The organism is Streptomyces sp. NPDC017056, assembly GCF_044332485.1.
Taxonomy (GTDB): Bacteria; Actinomycetota; Actinomycetes; order Streptomycetales; family Streptomycetaceae; genus Streptomyces.
This window is the reverse complement of the sequence record NZ_JBIRPD010000010.1, coordinates 287,763-303,287: the sequence shown is the minus strand read 5'-3', so window position 1 is coordinate 303,287 and position 15,525 is coordinate 287,763. Positions and strand designations below refer to the sequence as shown.

The window sequence follows — 15,525 nt, the reverse complement described above, 5'->3', positions numbered from 1 at the left end:
ACGCCTACTTGCCGCCCCCGGCCGGGCGTCCCGCGCGCGTCCCGCGCTCCCTGCGGTAGCGCCGGTCGTAGCGGTCCTGCCGGATGCGGCGCTCCCGGTAGACGCGGTACTCCGGGTCGAACCGCAGGAAACCCCGGTAGTAGTGCACGGTGAGGTAGACCAGGACGGCCGAGGCCACCCACCACAGCGGGCTCGCGAACCCGGCGATGACCGTGAGCACGATCGAGACGAGAAGCAGCGGGAACACTGCCCACCTCCCCAAGCGAAGCGGTCCTCGAAGCGCCCGGTCCCGGGCGCCCGTCAGGCCACGGCCTGCGGACCCGCGGCCGCGGCGTCGGTTGCGGTGTCCAGCCCGGGGAAGACCGGCAGCAGCCGGTTCAGCCCGCTGTCCCGCAGCGCCGCGAGGACGGCGGGGCTCGGCTGGACGAGTCTGAGGTCGCCCCCCTGGGAGCGGGCGCGCCGGGCCGCGGCGACGAGCGGGCCGAGGGCGAGCGCGCAGCAGGCGGTGACGCCGGACAGGTCGACGATCAGCAGGCTGCCGGGGGCGCGGGGCAGCCGGCGCAGCCGTTCGCGCAGGACCGGCAGGGTGGCGAGGTCGATCCTGCCGCGCACGATGAGCACCGCGAAGTCCGTCTGGGTGTCCTCTTCGCCGGGCTGCCCGTCCGGCACGGGCCGCGGTGGCACGGCCGTTGCGGGAGGGCGCGACGGCACGTACGGGGCACGGTGGCGGCCCTGGGCCGCCCGCGAGCCCACGGCTCCGGCGCGCGGAATGTCGAGGGAGATTCCGGGTTCTGCCATCACCACGCGCCTCCTCGGTGCGGAACGGGACTCCGCGCTGCCGGGGACTCGGGCTGCGTTCCCAGGGTAGTCCCGGCCGCGTGGCCCGAACAGCGTGCGTGCCGGAGCGAGCTGCCGCATTGTCACCCGCCCTCCGGGGGCTCCTCCTTGCGCATCAGCAGCCGCACCCCGATCCGGTCGGCCGCGTGCAGGCCGCCGTCGAGGCAGTGCACGGCCACCCACTCACGGGTCTCCCGGTGCAGCCCGGCGAACACGGAGGCGTCCCGGGTGCCGCCGTTGTGCCAGACCAGCGGCCCGTCCTGACGCCAGGTCAGGGCCGGCGGGCCCGGCACGTCGCCGGCCAGCAGCCCGCTGACCAGCGCCGCGACGGCGGGCGGTGTCGCCCAGTAACCCCCGGCGGGCAGGATCGCGCCGTCCATCGTCCACGCGGACCGCGGCCGGCCCCACCGGCCGGTGCCGGCCAGCCGCCGGTCCCCGGGCGGCCGGGCGGTCATCTCCTCGATGCCCAGCGGGTCGAGCACCCGGTGCCGTACGAGCCGCTCGTACGGCTCGCCGGCGGCCGCGGCCAGTGCGGCGCCCAGGACGGCGTAGCCGAGGTTCGAGTACTCCTCGGACGTGCCGGGCGGCGCGGTGGCGAGCGTGTCGAGCCGGGCCACGAGGGAGCGCAGCGCCCCGGCGTCGAAGCGGCGGTACGGGTCCCGGCGCGGCAGGGGCACCGGGGGCAGCCTGGGCAGTCCCGAGGTGTGGTCCGCCAGGTGGCGCAGGGTGATGCCGGTGCCGGGGGGCGCGTCGAGCCAGCGCTCCACCGGGTCGTCCGGTGCCAGTACGCCGTCGGCCGCCAGGCGGTCCAGCGCGGTGCCGGTGAGCACCTTGGTCAGCGAGCCGATCTCGACGTAGGCGTCGGTCCGGTGGCCGTTCGTCAGGCGGGGCGGTGCCGAGGAGGACAGGATCGCGGTGCGGGCGCGCGGTGGTAAGGCCATGGGCGCACCGTACGCGGCCGGGGCCGTCGCGGCCCCGGCCGTTCCGTCAGCGGTCCGCGCGCGTCACGGCCACACCAGGCAGTACGCCTGGTGGCCCGCCTCGTGCAGCCGGTGGGAGAAGTCCTGCCACTCGTGCAGCAGCTGGTAGACGGTGAAGGCGTCGCGGGGGCCGCCGCGGTCGGGGACCGTGGACCAGATGAAGGCCGCCGCGCCCACCGACTCCTCGCCGACGCCGCGCAGCGGGTCGACGACCGTCATGGGCAGCTTCACGACGGCGTAGTCGGGATGCAGCACGACCAGCTCCAGCGGGGGGACCTTGTGCAGCGGTATGCCCTCTATGCCGGTGAGGACCATCGCGGCCATCGTCTCCGGCTTGATCTTCGTGAACATGCCGCCCATGCCGAGCTCGTCGCCGCCGAGTTCCTCGGGCCGCATCGAGATCGGCACGCGCGCCGCCGTGGCACCGTTCGGCGCGCCGAAGTACTTGTACGTCACCCCCATGCGGCCGCCTCTGCTTCCCCCGCCCTTGGTCTCCTCGCGCCGGTGGCGGCCCCGCTGGGCGCGCTCAGGTCCCCGGTCATCGGTGCCCTCGCCCAGTTCGCCACCGCGATGCATATCTCCACCCGACCACTCGCAGCCCCAGCCGCGCAACCCGATCATCGTCTCAGAGACCTCCCCCGTCACCGGCGCGCGAAACGCCCGGCCGCGCGCCCCCGTGCGCCTCTGAGACCATTGCTTGCGTGACTTACTCGTACGTTGCCCCAGTTTTGCAGACTCGCGGGGTCTGACACCTGGACGAGAGCGGGCGGTTTTCCGTTCCGCGCTCAGCCCGGGTGCCGCCGCCGGCCGTCGCCCCTCCCTACGTTTGTGCAGGTCAGGATCACAGTGCCTTTTCCCTATGAAGCCCCAGTTTCGCAGACGCTCTTCGACCGCGCGGCCGTTGTGACGCCGGGCGGGGTGAACTCTCCCGTACGCGCGTTCCGCGCCGTGGGCGGTTCGCCCCGGTTCATGGTGTCCGGTACCGGTCCGTACCTCACCGACGCCGACGGCCGCGAGTACGTCGACCTCGTGTGCTCGTGGGGTCCGATGATCCTCGGGCACGCCCAGCCCGAGGTGATCGCCGCCGTACAGGAGGCCGTCGCCCGCGGCACCTCCTTCGGCACGCCCGGCGAGGGCGAGGTCGAGCTGGCCGAGCAGATCGTGGCGCGCATCGACCCCGTCGAGCAGGTCCGGCTGGTCTCCTCCGGCACCGAGGCGACCATGTCCGCCATCCGGCTGGCGCGCGGCTTCACCGGCCGCGCCAAGGTCGTGAAGTTCGCCGGCTGCTACCACGGGCACGTGGACGCGCTGCTGGCCGCGGCCGGCTCCGGCGTGGCGACCTTCGGACTGCCCGACACGCCCGGCGTCACCGGCGCCCAGGCCGGCGACACGATCGTGCTGCCGTACAACGACATCGAGGCCGTACGGGCCGCCTTCGCGGCCCACCCCGGCGAGATCGCCTGTGTGATCACCGAGGCGTCGCCCGGCAACATGGGCGTCGTCCCGCCGCTGCCCGGCTTCAACCAGGGCTTGAAGGACGTGTGTGCCGAGAACGGCGCGCTCTACATCTCCGACGAGGTCATGACCGGCTTCCGGGTCAGCCGCACCGGCTGGTACGGCATCGACGGCGTCCGGCCCGACCTGATGACCTTCGGCAAGGTCATGGGCGGCGGCTTCCCGGCCGCGGCCTTCGGCGGTCGCGCCGACGTGATGGCGCACCTCGCGCCGGCCGGCCCGGTCTACCAGGCGGGCACCCTGTCCGGTAACCCGGTCGCCACGGCCGCGGGCGTCGCGCAGCTCAAGCTGCTGGACGAGGCGGCGTACGAGAAGGTCGACGCGGCCTCGGCCGAGGTGCGCTCGCTGGTCACCGAGGCGTTCACGAAGGCGGGCGTCGCGCACCGCCTCCAAGTCGCGGGCAACATGTTCTCGGTCTTCTTCACCGACCGGGACGTGACCGACTACGACAGTGCCAAGTCGCAGGAGGCGTTCCGCTTCACCGCCTTCTTCCACTCGATGCTCTCCCAGGGCGTGTACCTGCCGCCGTCCGCCTTCGAGTCGTGGTTCGTCTCCACCACGCACGACGAGCGGGCGATCGAGCGGATCGCCGCGGCCCTGCCGTCGGCCGCGCGGGCCGCCGCCGAAGCGACCGCGTGAGCCGCGCGGACGGGACCGGAAGATGGGTGACATGAGCAGCGAAGACATCACCGTCGTACACCTGATGCGGCACGGCGAGGTGCACAACCCCGAGGGCGTGCTGTACGGGCGGCGGCCCGGCTACCACCTCTCCGAGCTGGGCCGGAGCATGGCCGACCGGGTCGCGGAGCACCTGGCGGGCCGGGACGTCACGCACGTCGTCGCCTCCCCGCTGGAGCGGGCGCAGGAGACCGCGACGCCGGTCGCCAAGGCGCACGGCCTCGACCTGGCCACCGACGAGCGGCTGATCGAGGCGGCCAACGTCTTCGAGGGCAAGACGTTCGGGGTCGGCGACGGCGCGCTGAAGAAGCCGGGCAACTGGAAGTACCTGACCAACCCGTTCCGGCCGTCGTGGGGCGAGCCGTACCTGGAGCAGGTCGTACGGATGATGGCGGCGCTGGGCGCGGCGCGCGACGCGGCCCGGGGGCACGAGGCGGTGGCGGTCAGCCACCAGCTGCCGATCTGGGTCGTGCGCAGCTTCGCCGAGCGGCGGCGGCTGTGGCACGACCCGCGCAAGCGGCAGTGCACGCTGGCCTCCCTGACCTCGTTCACCTTCCGCGGCGACAAGATTGTTTCGGTGGGTTACAGCGAGCCGGCGCTCGATCTGGTGCCGGTGCACCTGCGGGCGGGCGCCAAGCCGCAGGCGGGGAAATCCAAAGCCTTCGGGGCGTGACGCCGGACCGGCTTTTCGCATCTTGTGGTGTGAGGGACGCGAGAGGCCGGTGTGACGTGAGGTCATCAGCGAGTAAAATAAGCAATTTGCGCCAATAACCCGGAACCTCCGTGTTCGAAAAACCCTCTTACACAATGTCCGTTTATATGGATATTGAGTAAGACGAGTACGGATGGGGACGACGGTATGAGCGCGATCAGTCGGCGGAACCTGCTGGGCATGGGGGTGGGTGCGGCCGCGGCGCTCGGCGTCGCCGGCTGCTCCTCCGCCGGCTCGGGGTCCGGCTCCGGCCAGGACAAGAACGCCGTACAGGCGAAGGCCAAACCGATCGGCGACGGCTCGACGGCCGACGCGGGGCCGCAGCCCCACCAGCCGGAGAAGCCGCGCCGCCTGGAGCCCGGCGAGACCCCGCCGCAGTTCGTGATCTTCTCGTGGGACGGCGCGGGCGAGGTCGGCAACGGCCTCTTCCCGCGCTTCCGCAAACTGGCCAAGGACCACAACGCGGCCATGACCTTCTTCCTCTCCGGGCTGTACTGCCTCCCGGAGTCGAAGAAGCACCTCTACCGCCCGCCGAACAACAAGGTCGGCGCCTCCGACATCGGCTATCTCTCCGACGAGCACATCAAGGCCACCTTGAAGAACGTCCGGGAGGCGTGGCTGGAGGGCCACGAGATCGGCACGCACTTCAACGGGCATTTCTGCGGCGAGGCCCGTACCTCGGTCAAACACTGGACCCCGGCCCAGTGGCAGTCCGAAATCGACCAGGCCATGGACTTCGTCACGAAGTGGCGGACGAACACCGGATTCACCGACCTGGACCCGCTGCCCTTCGACTACAAGAAGGAACTGGTCGGCGGCCGTACGCCGTGCCTGCTCGGCCAGGACAACCTGCTGCCGACCGCCAAGAAGCTGGGCTGGCGCTACGACGCCAGCTCGCCGGGCGGCCTCCAGATGTGGCCCAAGAAGAAGCTGGGCCTGTGGGACTTCCCGCTCCAGCAGATACCTTTCCCCAGCCACCGGTTCGAGGTCCTGTCCATGGACTACAACATCCTCGCCAACCAGTCGAAGAACTCCACGAAGGGCCCGCCGGCCAACTACCCGGGCTGGCGCAAGGAAGCCACCGGCGCCTACATCAAGGGCTTCGAACGCGCCTACGAGACCAACCGCGCACCCCTGTTCGTCGGCAACCACTTCGAACAGTGGAACGGCGGGATCTACATGGACGCCGTCGAGGAAGCGCTCAAGCACATCGCCGACGAGAAGCGCAAGGACGTGCGCCTGGTCTCCTTCCGCCAGTTCACCGACTGGCTGGACGCCCAGGACCCCAAGGTCGTGGCCAAGCTCCAGGGCCTGCGGGTCGGGCAGAAGCCGGCCGGCGGCTGGAAGACCTTCCTGTCGGGCGCCTGACGTGCCCTGACATGGCCGGTACCGGCCGGTCGAGGGGGGCGCGGAAGATCCGTAACAGTCTCATGCGAAACTTTTCACATGAGTGCCTGCCGCGTCCCCCGCCGACTCGCCAGTCGTCGCCGCACCACCCTGCTCGCCGCAGGGGCCGCGCTCGCCGCGCTGACGCTGAGCGCCTGTGGCGAGGGCACCTCGGGCGGCTCCGAACAGACCCAGTTCGTCCAGGGCGAGGGCGGCGTCGCCACGGTCGCCAAGAAGGACCGCAAGCCCGTCCCCGCCCTCTCCGGCGAAACCACCCGCGGCGAGAAGCTGGACGTCGCCGACTACAAGGGCAAGGTCGTCGTCCTCAACGTCTGGGGATCGTGGTGCGGCCCCTGCATCGCCGAGGCCGCGAACTTCGCCAAGGTCGCGAACGAGACCAAGGCCAAGGGCGTCCAGTTCGTCGGCATCAACACCCGCGACTCGCAGCAGTCGCAGGCGGTCAGCTTCGAGGAACAGCACAAGATGCCGTACCCGAGCCTGTTCGACCCGACCGGCAAGCTGATGCTGCGCTTCCCCAAGGGCAGCCTCAACCCCCAGTCCATCCCCTCCACCATCGCCGTGGACCGCGAGGGGAAGATCGCGGCCCGCTCGATCGGCCCGCTCGGCGAGGACGAGCTGCGCAAGATGGTGCAGCCGCTGATCGACGAGAAGTGATCACATGATCGCGCTCGCCGCCCCCGACCCCGCCGCCACCATCGCCTCGGGCGCGCTGCTGCTCGCCGTGCCCGTCGCCCTCCTCGGCGGCCTGGTCTCCTTCTTCTCGCCCTGCGTGCTGCCGCTCGTACCCGGCTACATGTCCTACGTCACCGGCGTGACCGGCACGGACCTCGCCGACGCCAAACGCGGCCGGATGCTCGCCGGCGCCTCCCTCTTCGTCCTCGGCTTCACCGCCGTCTTCGTCTCCGGCGGCGCCCTCTTCGGCTACTTCGGCAGCAAGCTCCAGGAACATCAGGCCCTGCTCAACAGGGTCCTCGGCGTCCTGCTGATCCTCCTCGGCCTGGCCTTCGCCGGCGTCCTGAAGAACTTCGGCCAGCGCGAGCTGCGCTTCCACAAGAAGCCCGCCATGGGCCTGGCCGGCGCGCCGGTGCTCGGCGTGCTCTTCGGCGTCGGCTGGACGCCGTGCCTGGGCCCCACGCTCACCGCGGTCAGCTCCCTCGCCATCGACCAGGCCAACGCCGGGCGCGGCGCCCTGCTGACCGTGGCCTACTGTCTGGGTCTGGGCCTGCCGTTCATCTTCGTCGCCCTGGCCTTCCGCAAGGCGCTCGGCGCCTTCGGCTGGGTCAAACGCCACTATGTGTGGGTGATGCGGCTCGGCGGCGGCATGATGGTCGCGCTCGGCGTCCTGCTCCTCACCGGCGTATGGGCCGACATGATGTCCGGCCTGCAGAGCTGGACCAGCAGCTTCACCCCAGGGATCTGATTGATGTCCACCAATACCGACACCCACCGCGACGCCGACGACGCCGAAGTCGGCGCGGCGGGCTCCCGGCTCTCCACCGCGCCCCAGGAGGAGGTCTCCTTCCCCTCCCTGGGCCCCGTGGGCTGGGCCAGGTGGTTCTGGCGGCAGCTGACCTCGATGCGGGTCGCGCTGATCCTGCTGTTCCTGCTCTCGCTCGGCGCCATCCCCGGCTCGCTGGTCCCGCAGACCAGCATCGACCCCACCAAGGTCGAGCAGTTCCGCGCCGACCACACCACGCTGGCGCCGGTCTACGACAAGCTGGGCCTCTTCCACGTCTACAGCTCGGTGTGGTTCTCCGCGATCTACCTGCTGCTGTTCATCTCGCTGATCGGCTGCATCGTGCCGCGCTCGTGGCAGTTCGTCGGCCAGCTGCGCGGCCGCCCGCCGGGCGCCCCGCGCCGGCTGACCCGGCTGCCCGCGTACACCACGTGGCGTACGGACCGGGCGCCCGAGGAGGTGCTCGGCGCGGCCCGGCGCCTGTTGAAGAAGCGCCGCTTCCGCGCCCACCGGGTCGGTGACGCGGTCGCCGCCGAGAAGGGCTACCTGCGCGAGGCCGGCAACCTCGTCTTCCACATCTCCCTGATCGTGATCCTGGTGGCGGTCGCCGTCGGCAGCCTGTGGAAGTCCGAGGGCGGCAAGCTGGTCGTCGAGGGCGACGGCTTCGCCAACAGCCTCACCCAGTACGACAACTTCAAGTCGGGTGCCTTCTACGACACCGACGACCTCGAACCCTTCGGCTTCTCCCTCAAGAGCTTCGACGCGTCCTACGAGCGCAGCGGCCCCCAGATGGGCACCCCGCGCGAGTTCCGCGCCAACATCTCGTACTTCCAGGGCGCGGACGGCAAGGAGCACCAGGGCAAGATCGAGGTGAACCACCCGCTGGAGATCGCGGACTCCAAGGTCTTCCTGCTCTCCCACGGGTACGCGCCGGTCGTCGAGGTCACCGACGGCCGCGGCAAGAAGGTCTACAGCGGCGCCGTGCCGTTCCTGCCGCAGGACATGAAGAACTACACCTCCACCGGTGTGATCAAGGTGCCCAACGCGCAGACCGAGGACGGCAAGCGCAACCAGCTCGGCTTCTCGGGCTTCTTCGTGCCGACGTTCGGCGGCGAGGGCTCGGGCTCGATGTTCTCCCAGTTCCCGGCACTGGACAATCCGCGCCTCACGCTCACCGCCTACCACGGCGACCTCGGCACCGACTCCGGGCTGCCGCAGAGCGTGTACCAGCTGGAGAAGAAGAACCTCAAGCAGTACAAGCAGGACGGCAAGGCCGTCGCCCAGATGATGCGGGCCGGCGAGACGATGAAACTGCCCGGCGGCGACGGCAGCATCAAGTTCGTCGGCGTCAAGCAGTGGGCCACCTTCCAGGTCACCCACCAGCCCGGCAACGGCCTCGCGCTGATCGGCGCGATCGCCGTGCTGCTGGGCCTGGCCGGCTCGCTGTTCATCCAGCGCCGCCGGGTGTGGGTACGGGCCGTACCGGGCGCCGACGGCGTGACCGTCGTCGAGATGGCGGGCCTGGGCCGCAGCGAGTCCGCCCGCCTGCCGGAGGAACTGGCGGACCTGGCCGGGGCCCTGGGGCCGGACGCGCCGCAGACCTCCGCCGAACCGCCCGCCACCCCCACCGAGCCCGAGAACGCGGCGAAGCCCTCCGACTCCGCCGACCCTGCTGATCCCTCCGAAGGAGCGCGCGCGTGAACCTCGCTGCCGCAGCCACCAACGAGAACCTGGCCAGTATCAGCAACGTGCTGATCTACTCGGCCATGGCCGTCTACACCCTCGCCTTCCTCGCGCACCTCGCCGAGTGGGCCTTCGGCAGCCGCAGCAAGGTCGGCCGTACCGCCGCGGCCCTGACCGCCACGGTGCCCGCCCCCGCCAAGGCGGCGGACCAGGCGGCCGCGCAGGGCGGCGGCACGGCCGTACTGGAGCGCCCCAAGGTCGTCACCCGCGCGACGAACGGCAGCCGGGACGTCCCGGACGGCCCGGGCGCCGCGGGCGGCACCGAGAAGGGCGACCTGTACGGCCGGATCGCCATCTCGCTGACCACCCTCGCCTTCCTGATCCACCTCGGCGGCGTACTGACCCGCGGCCTGTCCGTGCAGCGTGCCCCCTGGGGCAACATGTACGAGTTCTCCACGACCTTCGGCATGGTCGCGGTGGCCGCGTACCTCGTCCTCCTCGCCTTGAAGAAGAACGTCCGCTGGATCGGCCTGCTGCTGACCGCCACCGTCCTGCTGGACCTCGGCGTGGCCGTCACCTGGCTCTACACCGACAGCTCCCAGCTGGTTCCGGCGCTGCACTCGTACTGGCTGTGGATCCACGTCAGCTGCGCGATCATCTCCGGCGCCTTCCTGTACCTCGGCGCCGTCTCCACGCTGCTCTACCTCTTCCGCGACCGCTACGAGAGCAAGCTGGCCGACCCGTCCGGCAAGCAGCCCGGCGCCTTCGCCACCTCTGTGATGGAGCGCCTCCCCGCGGCCGCGAGCCTGGACAAGTTCTCCTACCGCGTGAACGCCTCGATCTTCCCCCTGTGGACCTTCACGATCATCGCGGGCGCCGTCTGGGCCGGCGAGGCGTGGGGCCGCTACTGGGGCTGGGACTCCAAGGAGATCTGGTCCTTCGTCACCTGGGTCGCCTACGCCGCCTACCTGCACTCCCGCGCAACCGTGGGCTGGAAGGGCCGCAAGGCCGCCTACCTGGGCCTGTTCGCCTTCCTGACGTACATCTTCAACTACTACGTCGTGAACTACTTCTTCTCGGGGCTGCACTCCTACGCCGGGGTCTGACCCACCAGCGCCCCTGCTACCCGGCCGCCGGGCAGTAGGGGCGTTCTTCGGGGAGCAGGGCCGCGGCCGCGGTCAGGTTGCCTTGGGTGACCAGGGAGTGGATCTCCTGGGCCAGCGGGGTGACGTCGCGGATGGCGACCGTCCACTCGTCGGCGTAGCGGCGGGATGCCTCGCCCGCCAGGCCGAGCTGGAGCGAGCGGTACGGCAGCGGGTTGAGGCGCAGGTCGCGTTCGGGGTCCCACTGGACGCGCGCGGGGGACTCGCGCAGCTGCCGCTTCCAGGCGCTGCGGTCGGCGTGGACGTCGGGGTCGTAGTGGGACAGGCAGGCGTTGCGCAGCGCCCAGTCGAAGCCCGTGCGCTCGATCTCGATGGCGAGGACGCGCTCCTGGCCGGGCTTGGTGGCCCAGCCGCAGCGGTACATCATCCACAGGAACGACGGCTTGATCCACGTCATCCGCTCCCGCTTCCAGGCGGGCGGGAAGCGGCCGTCGCGGGCGGCGGGCAGGCCGAGGGACGGGGCGTACGCCTGGTAGACGGTGATGGTCGTAGCGGTGTGGGCGGCCCGGATGCGGCGGAGTGGTTCGGGGTGGGTGGCGGATCGGTCCGGCTGGGTGTGCTCGCTGTTCATGGGGCGTCAGTCTGTGCGGGCGGCGGCGTGGGCGGCCACTGGTTTTCGGGGCGGGACGGTGTCAGGCGGTGCCCTGTGCGTTGATGGCGGCGAGTTGTCCGCGCAGGTATGTGTGGGAGTCGGCCAGGGTGCCGACGCGGGTGCCGGGGTCGCATTCGTAGAAGTAGACGAGGGACATCAGTTCCTCGGCGGGGGCGTCGGACGGTGGCGGCAGGACGCGGTGGCGGCCGGAGCGCCAGCGGCCGCCGGTCCAGCGGGCCAGGAGGTCGCCGGCGTTGACGGTGAGGGAGCCCGGGACGTACGGGGCGTCCTGCCAGCCGGTGCCGCCGTCGGCGGGGTCGGTCCAGATCTGGAGGCCGCCCTTGCCCCGCTGCCGGTCCAGGACCGTGACGGTGCCGAAGTCGGTGTGCGGGCCGATGCGGTACTGGCCCGGAGCGGCCTCGCCCACGGTCCGGGTGCCCGGATACCAGTTGATGTTGAAGCCCCAGGTGGGGTGCGCGGTGTGCCGGGTGAAGTGGTCGGGTCCGGCGCCGAGCGCCTCGGCGAGGAGGGTGAGGAGCAGGTCGGACAGGGCCCGCAGGGCGGCCAGCAGGTCCTGGACGTCGGTGCGCAGGGCGGGCACCTGGTGGGGCCAGATGTTGGGCAGGAACCACTCGGCGTCGACGGCCGGGTTCCCGGTGGGCTCCTCGGACGCGAAGGACAGCGACTCCTTCATGTCCGGCGGCGTCGCGGTGCCCTCGGCGGCGCCGTTGGCCTCGGCGCCGGGCCCGAGCCAGCCGCGGCCGCCGACCTCGGTGGCGTACGGCTGCTTCTCCGCTGCGGGCAGCGCGAAGAAGGCACGGGCGGTGGCGCGGACGCGGTCGCGCAGGTCCGCGTCGATGCCGTGGCCGGTGACGAGCAGGAAGCCGGTGGCGCGCAGCGCGGCGTCGACGGCCGCGGCCGTCTCGCGGCGGGTGCCGAGGCCGCCGGCCCGCCAGCGGGCGAGGTCGACGGTGGGGACGGGGGAGGCGGGCGGTCCCGCGGTCTCAGTCACGGCCGATGTCCTCGTTCCACACCTCGGGCCGGGCGGCGACGAACCCGCGCATCATGGCCACGCACTCCGCGTCGTCCAGCAGCACGATCCGTACGCCGCTCTGGGCCAGCCAGTCGTGGCCGCCGTGGAAGGTGCGGGACTCGCCGATCAGCACCCGCGGTATCCCGAACTGGCGGACCAGGCCGCAGCAGAACCAGCAGGGGGAGAGGGTGGTGACCATCGTCGTGCCGCGGTAGCCGCGCTGCCGGCCGGCGGCCCGGAAGGCGGAGGTCTCCGCGTGCGCGGACGGGTCGCCGTCCTGGACGCGCCGGTTGCGGCCGCGCCCGAGGAGGGCGCCGTCAGGGCCGTACAGCGCGGCGCCGATCGGGATGCCGCCCTCGGCCAGCCCGGCCCGCGCCTCGGCGACCGCGGTCGCCAGCATCTGCCGCTCGTGGTCCTTCACGACCGCCACTGTCCTCGCTCCGGGGCGGCCCGGCAACGCACCGGCCGCGATCGGCGGGCGCGCGGACGCGGCAGCGCGCGGCGGGGAGCGCGGGGCCCCGTACGCGCCGGGCGTACGGGACGGGGCGCGTGGCGGCGGTCAGCCCTTCGCGGGCGGGTTCCCCTCGCCGTCCGACGGGCCGTTCTCCTTGCGCCGCAGCTCCTCCTCGCGGCGCCGCAGGTCGGCCTCCCAGTCCTTGAACATCGCCTCGTCCTTCTTGCCCTGGTCCTGCTTGCCCCCGTCCTTGAGCGTGCGCAGGAAGTCGGGGTTGTCGTCCGGCGCGACCCACTTGGCGGCCGGGCCGCGGCCGCCGCGCTGCCACGGTGCGGGCGCGCCGCCGGCGTGCTCGCGCCGCGGCCGGCCGGCGACGAGCCAGGCGACCGGCCCGATCAGCACCTCGCCGAACAGCAGGATGATGAAGACCCAGGCGATCTTCGGCAGGCCGCGTACCTGGTTCTCCGGCGTGTTCAGGCAGTCGATGAACGCGTAGATCCACAGCGCCAGGATCACGAGGAACGGCAGATACCTGAGCATTGCGGAAGCAGCCCCCCAGAGCTGACGGGCGGGCCCCGGCGGGGCCCGGTGACCCGTCCAGGGTAGTGCGTACCGGATACTGGAACGCATGGCTTATGACGATCTTCGCTCTTTCCTGCGAGCGCTCGACCGTGAAGGCGACCTCCAGCGGATCAAGGCCGAGGTCGACCCGTACCTGGAAGTCGGCGAGATCGTCGACCGGGTGCAGAAGTCCGGCGGCCCGGCGCTGCTCTTCGAGAACGTCAAGGGCTCGTCGATGCCGCTGGCCATGAACGTCTTCGGCACCGACCGGCGGCTGCTCAAGGCGCTCGGCCTGAAGTCGTACGACGACATCAGCGCCGCGATCGGCGGGCTGCTCAAGCCCGAGCTGCCGCAGGGCTTCGTCGGCGTACGCGAGGCGTTCGGGAAGCTCGCGAACATGACCCACGTACCGCCGAAGAAGGTCAAGGGCGACAGCGCGCCCGTCCAGGAGGTCGTGCTCCGGGGCGACGACGTGGACCTCGACGCGCTGCCCGCGCTGTTCACCTGGCCGAAGGACGGCGGGTCCTTCTTCAACCTGGGCCTGACCCACACCAAGCACCCCGAGACGGGCGTGCGGAACCTGGGCCTGTACCGCCTCCAGCGCCACGACAAGCGCACCATCGGCATGCACTGGCAGATCCACAAGGACAGCCGCAACCACTACCAGGTCGCGGCCAAGCGCGGCGAGAAGCTGCCCGTGGCGATCGCCTTCGGCTGCCCGCCGGCCGTGACGTACGCCTCCACCGCGCCGCTGCCCGGCGACATCGACGAGTACCTCTTCGCGGGCTTCGTGCAGGGCAAGCGGGTCGAGATGGTGGACTGCAAGACCGTGCCGCTCCAGGTGCCGGCCAACGCCGAGGTCGTGCTGGAGGGCTGGCTGGAGCCCGGCGAGACGCTGCCGGAGGGGCCGTTCGGCGACCACACCGGCTTCTACACGCCGCAGGAGGACTTCCCCGCGCTGACCATCGACTGCGTCACGATGCGCAAGCGCCCGCTGCTCCAGTCGATCGTGGTCGGCCGGCCGCCGACGGAGGACGGCCCGCTGGGCCGGGCCACGGAGCGGTTCTTCCTGCCGCTGCTGAAGATCATCGTGCCGGACATCGTGGACTACCACCTGCCCGAGTCGGGCGGCTTCCACAACTGCGCGATCGTCTCGATCGACAAGAAGTACCCCAAGCACGCCCAGAAGGTCATGCACGCCATCTGGGGCGCGCACATGATGTCCCTGACCAAGCTGATCATCGTGGTCGACGCCGACTGCGACGTGCACAACCTGCACGAGGTGTCCTGGCGGGCCCTCGGCAACACGGACTACGCGCGGGACCTGACCGTCGTCGAGGGGCCGGTCGACCACCTCGACCACTCCTCGTACCAGCAGTTCTGGGGCGGCAAGGCGGGCATCGACGCGACGAAGAAGCTGCCCGAGGAGGGCTACACCCGGGACGGCGGCTGGCCGGACATGGTCGAGTCGGACCCGGAGACGGCGGCGAAGGTCGACCGCCGCTGGAAGGAGTACGGGTTCTAGACATGAGCGCCGATTCAGCGACACCGGATCTCTTCGCACCCGAACCCGCACCGCCCGGCAGGATCAAAGCGTTTCTGCGGCTCGTCATGATCGAGCACTCGGTCTTCGCGCTGCCCTTCGCCTACATCGCCTCGCTGACCGCGATGCACGGCTCGGACCGCAGCATCCACTGGGTCGAGCTGCTGCTGGTCACCGTCGCCATGGTGGGCCTGCGGACGTTCGCGATGGCCGCCAACCGCATCATCGACCGGGAGATCGACGCCCGTAACCCGCGCACCGCCGGCCGCGAGCTGGTCACCGGCGCGGTGTCGGTGCGCTCCGCGTGGACCGGCGCGCTGGTCGCCGTGGTGTTCTTCCTCGGCGCCGCGGCCCTGCTCAACCCGCTGTGCCTGGCGCTGGCGCCGGTCGCCGTGATCCCGATGGTGGTCTACCCGTACGGGAAGCGCTTCACGAACTTCCCGCACGCGATACTGGGCCTGGCCCAGGCGATGGGCCCGGTCGGCGCGTGGATAGCCGTGACGGGGTCCTGGTCCTGGGACGCGGTGATCCTCGGGCTCGCCGTCGGCGTCTGGATCGGCGGCTTCGACCTGATCTTCGCCTGCCAGGACGTGCAGGCCGACCGGGCGCACGGCGTGAAGTCCGTACCGGCCCGCTTCGGCATCCCGGGGGCGCTGCACGGCGCCCGCGCCTGCCACGCCGTCACCACGGCCCTGCTGGTCTGGTACGCGCTCGCCACGCACGCCGGGGTGTTCTTCTGGCTCGGCCTGGTGATCGTCGTCGGCGCTTTCCTCTACGAGCACACCATCGTGCGGCCGCACGACCTGTCCCGGCTGAACCGGGCGTTCTTCCAGGTCAACGGCTTCATCGGCATCGCGCTGTTTGTATGCGCGCTGCTGGACCTGTTCGTACGCGGCCTGACGGTCTAGCAC

The 15,525-nt window shown here is 71.3% G+C and carries 17 protein-coding genes; 9 read left to right on the top strand and 8 right to left on the bottom strand.

What is annotated here, in order from left to right; genetic code table 11:
• Positions 1 to 4 precede the first annotated feature (4 nt).
• The 4 genes from ACH4OW_RS20580 to ACH4OW_RS20565 all read right to left on the bottom strand — a co-directional run bounded on the left by ACH4OW_RS20580 (position 5) and on the right by ACH4OW_RS20565 (position 2,393).
• Positions 5 to 247, bottom strand: coding sequence for a hypothetical protein (locus tag ACH4OW_RS20580; RefSeq protein WP_360124851.1), 243 nt, complete (start codon positions 245 to 247; stop codon positions 5 to 7).
• 53 nt (positions 248 to 300) lie between these two features.
• Positions 301 to 798: an STAS domain-containing protein gene (locus ACH4OW_RS20575; RefSeq protein WP_398029410.1), complete on the bottom strand. Its 498-nt coding sequence runs from the start codon at positions 796 to 798 to the stop codon at positions 301 to 303.
• Between the two features lie 122 nt (positions 799 to 920).
• Positions 921 to 1,778 carry a serine hydrolase domain-containing protein gene (locus ACH4OW_RS20570; RefSeq protein ID WP_398029408.1) on the bottom strand — a complete coding sequence of 286 codons (858 nt, stop codon included), beginning with the start codon at positions 1,776 to 1,778 and terminating at the stop codon, positions 921 to 923.
• Positions 1,779 to 1,841: 63 nt separating this feature from the next.
• Entirely contained in the window at positions 1,842 to 2,393 is a 552-nt protein-coding gene (locus ACH4OW_RS20565; protein ID WP_078897590.1) for a hypothetical protein, read from the bottom strand.
• Positions 2,394 to 2,663: 270 nt separating this feature from the next.
• Here ACH4OW_RS20565 and hemL point away from each other — a divergent pair, with 270 nt between their 5' ends.
• From hemL to ccsB, 7 genes are all read left to right on the top strand, one after another.
• Positions 2,664 to 3,971, top strand: a complete 1,308-nt coding sequence (gene hemL, locus ACH4OW_RS20560; protein ID WP_398029406.1) for a glutamate-1-semialdehyde 2,1-aminomutase — start codon at positions 2,664 to 2,666, stop codon at positions 3,969 to 3,971.
• A 31-nt stretch (positions 3,972 to 4,002) separates the two neighbouring features.
• Positions 4,003 to 4,683 carry a histidine phosphatase family protein gene (locus ACH4OW_RS20555; protein ID WP_360124841.1) on the top strand — a complete coding sequence of 227 codons (681 nt, stop codon included), beginning with the start codon at positions 4,003 to 4,005 and terminating at the stop codon, positions 4,681 to 4,683.
• A gap of 186 nt (positions 4,684 to 4,869) precedes the next feature.
• On the top strand, positions 4,870 to 6,090 hold the full coding sequence (locus ACH4OW_RS20550; RefSeq protein WP_398029404.1) for a hypothetical protein: 1,221 nt from the start codon (positions 4,870 to 4,872) through the stop codon (positions 6,088 to 6,090).
• A gap of 78 nt (positions 6,091 to 6,168) precedes the next feature.
• Positions 6,169 to 6,783 (top strand): TlpA disulfide reductase family protein, encoded by a 615-nt coding sequence (locus ACH4OW_RS20545; RefSeq protein WP_360124835.1) that lies wholly within the window; start codon positions 6,169 to 6,171, stop codon positions 6,781 to 6,783.
• 4 nt (positions 6,784 to 6,787) lie between these two features.
• A complete protein-coding gene (locus tag ACH4OW_RS20540; protein ID WP_360124832.1) occupies positions 6,788 to 7,549 on the top strand; it encodes a cytochrome c biogenesis protein CcdA in 762 nt (253 codons plus the stop codon).
• A gap of 3 nt (positions 7,550 to 7,552) precedes the next feature.
• Positions 7,553 to 9,286, top strand: a complete 1,734-nt coding sequence (locus ACH4OW_RS20535) for a cytochrome c biogenesis protein ResB (RefSeq protein ID WP_398029402.1) — start codon at positions 7,553 to 7,555, stop codon at positions 9,284 to 9,286.
• Positions 9,283 to 10,374, top strand: a complete 1,092-nt coding sequence (gene ccsB, locus ACH4OW_RS20530) for a c-type cytochrome biogenesis protein CcsB (protein ID WP_360124826.1) — start codon at positions 9,283 to 9,285, stop codon at positions 10,372 to 10,374. Before ACH4OW_RS20535 ends, ccsB begins: the two co-directional genes overlap by 4 nt.
• Positions 10,375 to 10,390: 16 nt before the next feature.
• Here ccsB and ACH4OW_RS20525 read toward each other — a convergent pair whose 3' ends face one another.
• The 4 genes from ACH4OW_RS20525 to ACH4OW_RS20510 form a co-directional block, all read right to left on the bottom strand.
• Positions 10,391 to 11,002, bottom strand: a complete 612-nt coding sequence (locus ACH4OW_RS20525) for a DUF4291 domain-containing protein (protein WP_398029399.1) — start codon at positions 11,000 to 11,002, stop codon at positions 10,391 to 10,393.
• Between the two features lie 61 nt (positions 11,003 to 11,063).
• The gene (locus tag ACH4OW_RS20520) at positions 11,064 to 12,035 is read right to left on the bottom strand and encodes an isopenicillin N synthase family dioxygenase (RefSeq protein WP_398029398.1); all 972 of its coding nucleotides are present in this window, start codon (positions 12,033 to 12,035) and stop codon (positions 11,064 to 11,066) included.
• Entirely contained in the window at positions 12,028 to 12,456 is a 429-nt protein-coding gene (locus ACH4OW_RS20515; RefSeq protein WP_360125027.1) for a nucleoside deaminase, read from the bottom strand. The genes ACH4OW_RS20520 and ACH4OW_RS20515 overlap by 8 nt, the downstream gene beginning before the upstream one ends.
• A 159-nt stretch (positions 12,457 to 12,615) precedes the next feature.
• Positions 12,616 to 13,050, bottom strand: a complete 435-nt coding sequence (locus ACH4OW_RS20510; RefSeq protein ID WP_398029396.1) for a PLD nuclease N-terminal domain-containing protein — start codon at positions 13,048 to 13,050, stop codon at positions 12,616 to 12,618.
• 88 nt (positions 13,051 to 13,138) lie between these two features.
• On the opposite strand from ACH4OW_RS20510, the gene ACH4OW_RS20505 reads away from it, so the two are divergent.
• Both ACH4OW_RS20505 and mqnP read left to right on the top strand, forming a co-directional pair.
• Positions 13,139 to 14,596: a menaquinone biosynthesis decarboxylase gene (locus ACH4OW_RS20505; RefSeq protein WP_360124804.1), complete on the top strand. Its 1,458-nt coding sequence runs from the start codon at positions 13,139 to 13,141 to the stop codon at positions 14,594 to 14,596.
• A 2-nt stretch (positions 14,597 to 14,598) separates the two neighbouring features.
• The gene (gene mqnP / locus ACH4OW_RS20500; protein ID WP_360124801.1) at positions 14,599 to 15,522 is read left to right on the top strand and encodes a menaquinone biosynthesis prenyltransferase MqnP; all 924 of its coding nucleotides are present in this window, start codon (positions 14,599 to 14,601) and stop codon (positions 15,520 to 15,522) included.
• Positions 15,523 to 15,525: the final 3 nt, after the last annotated feature.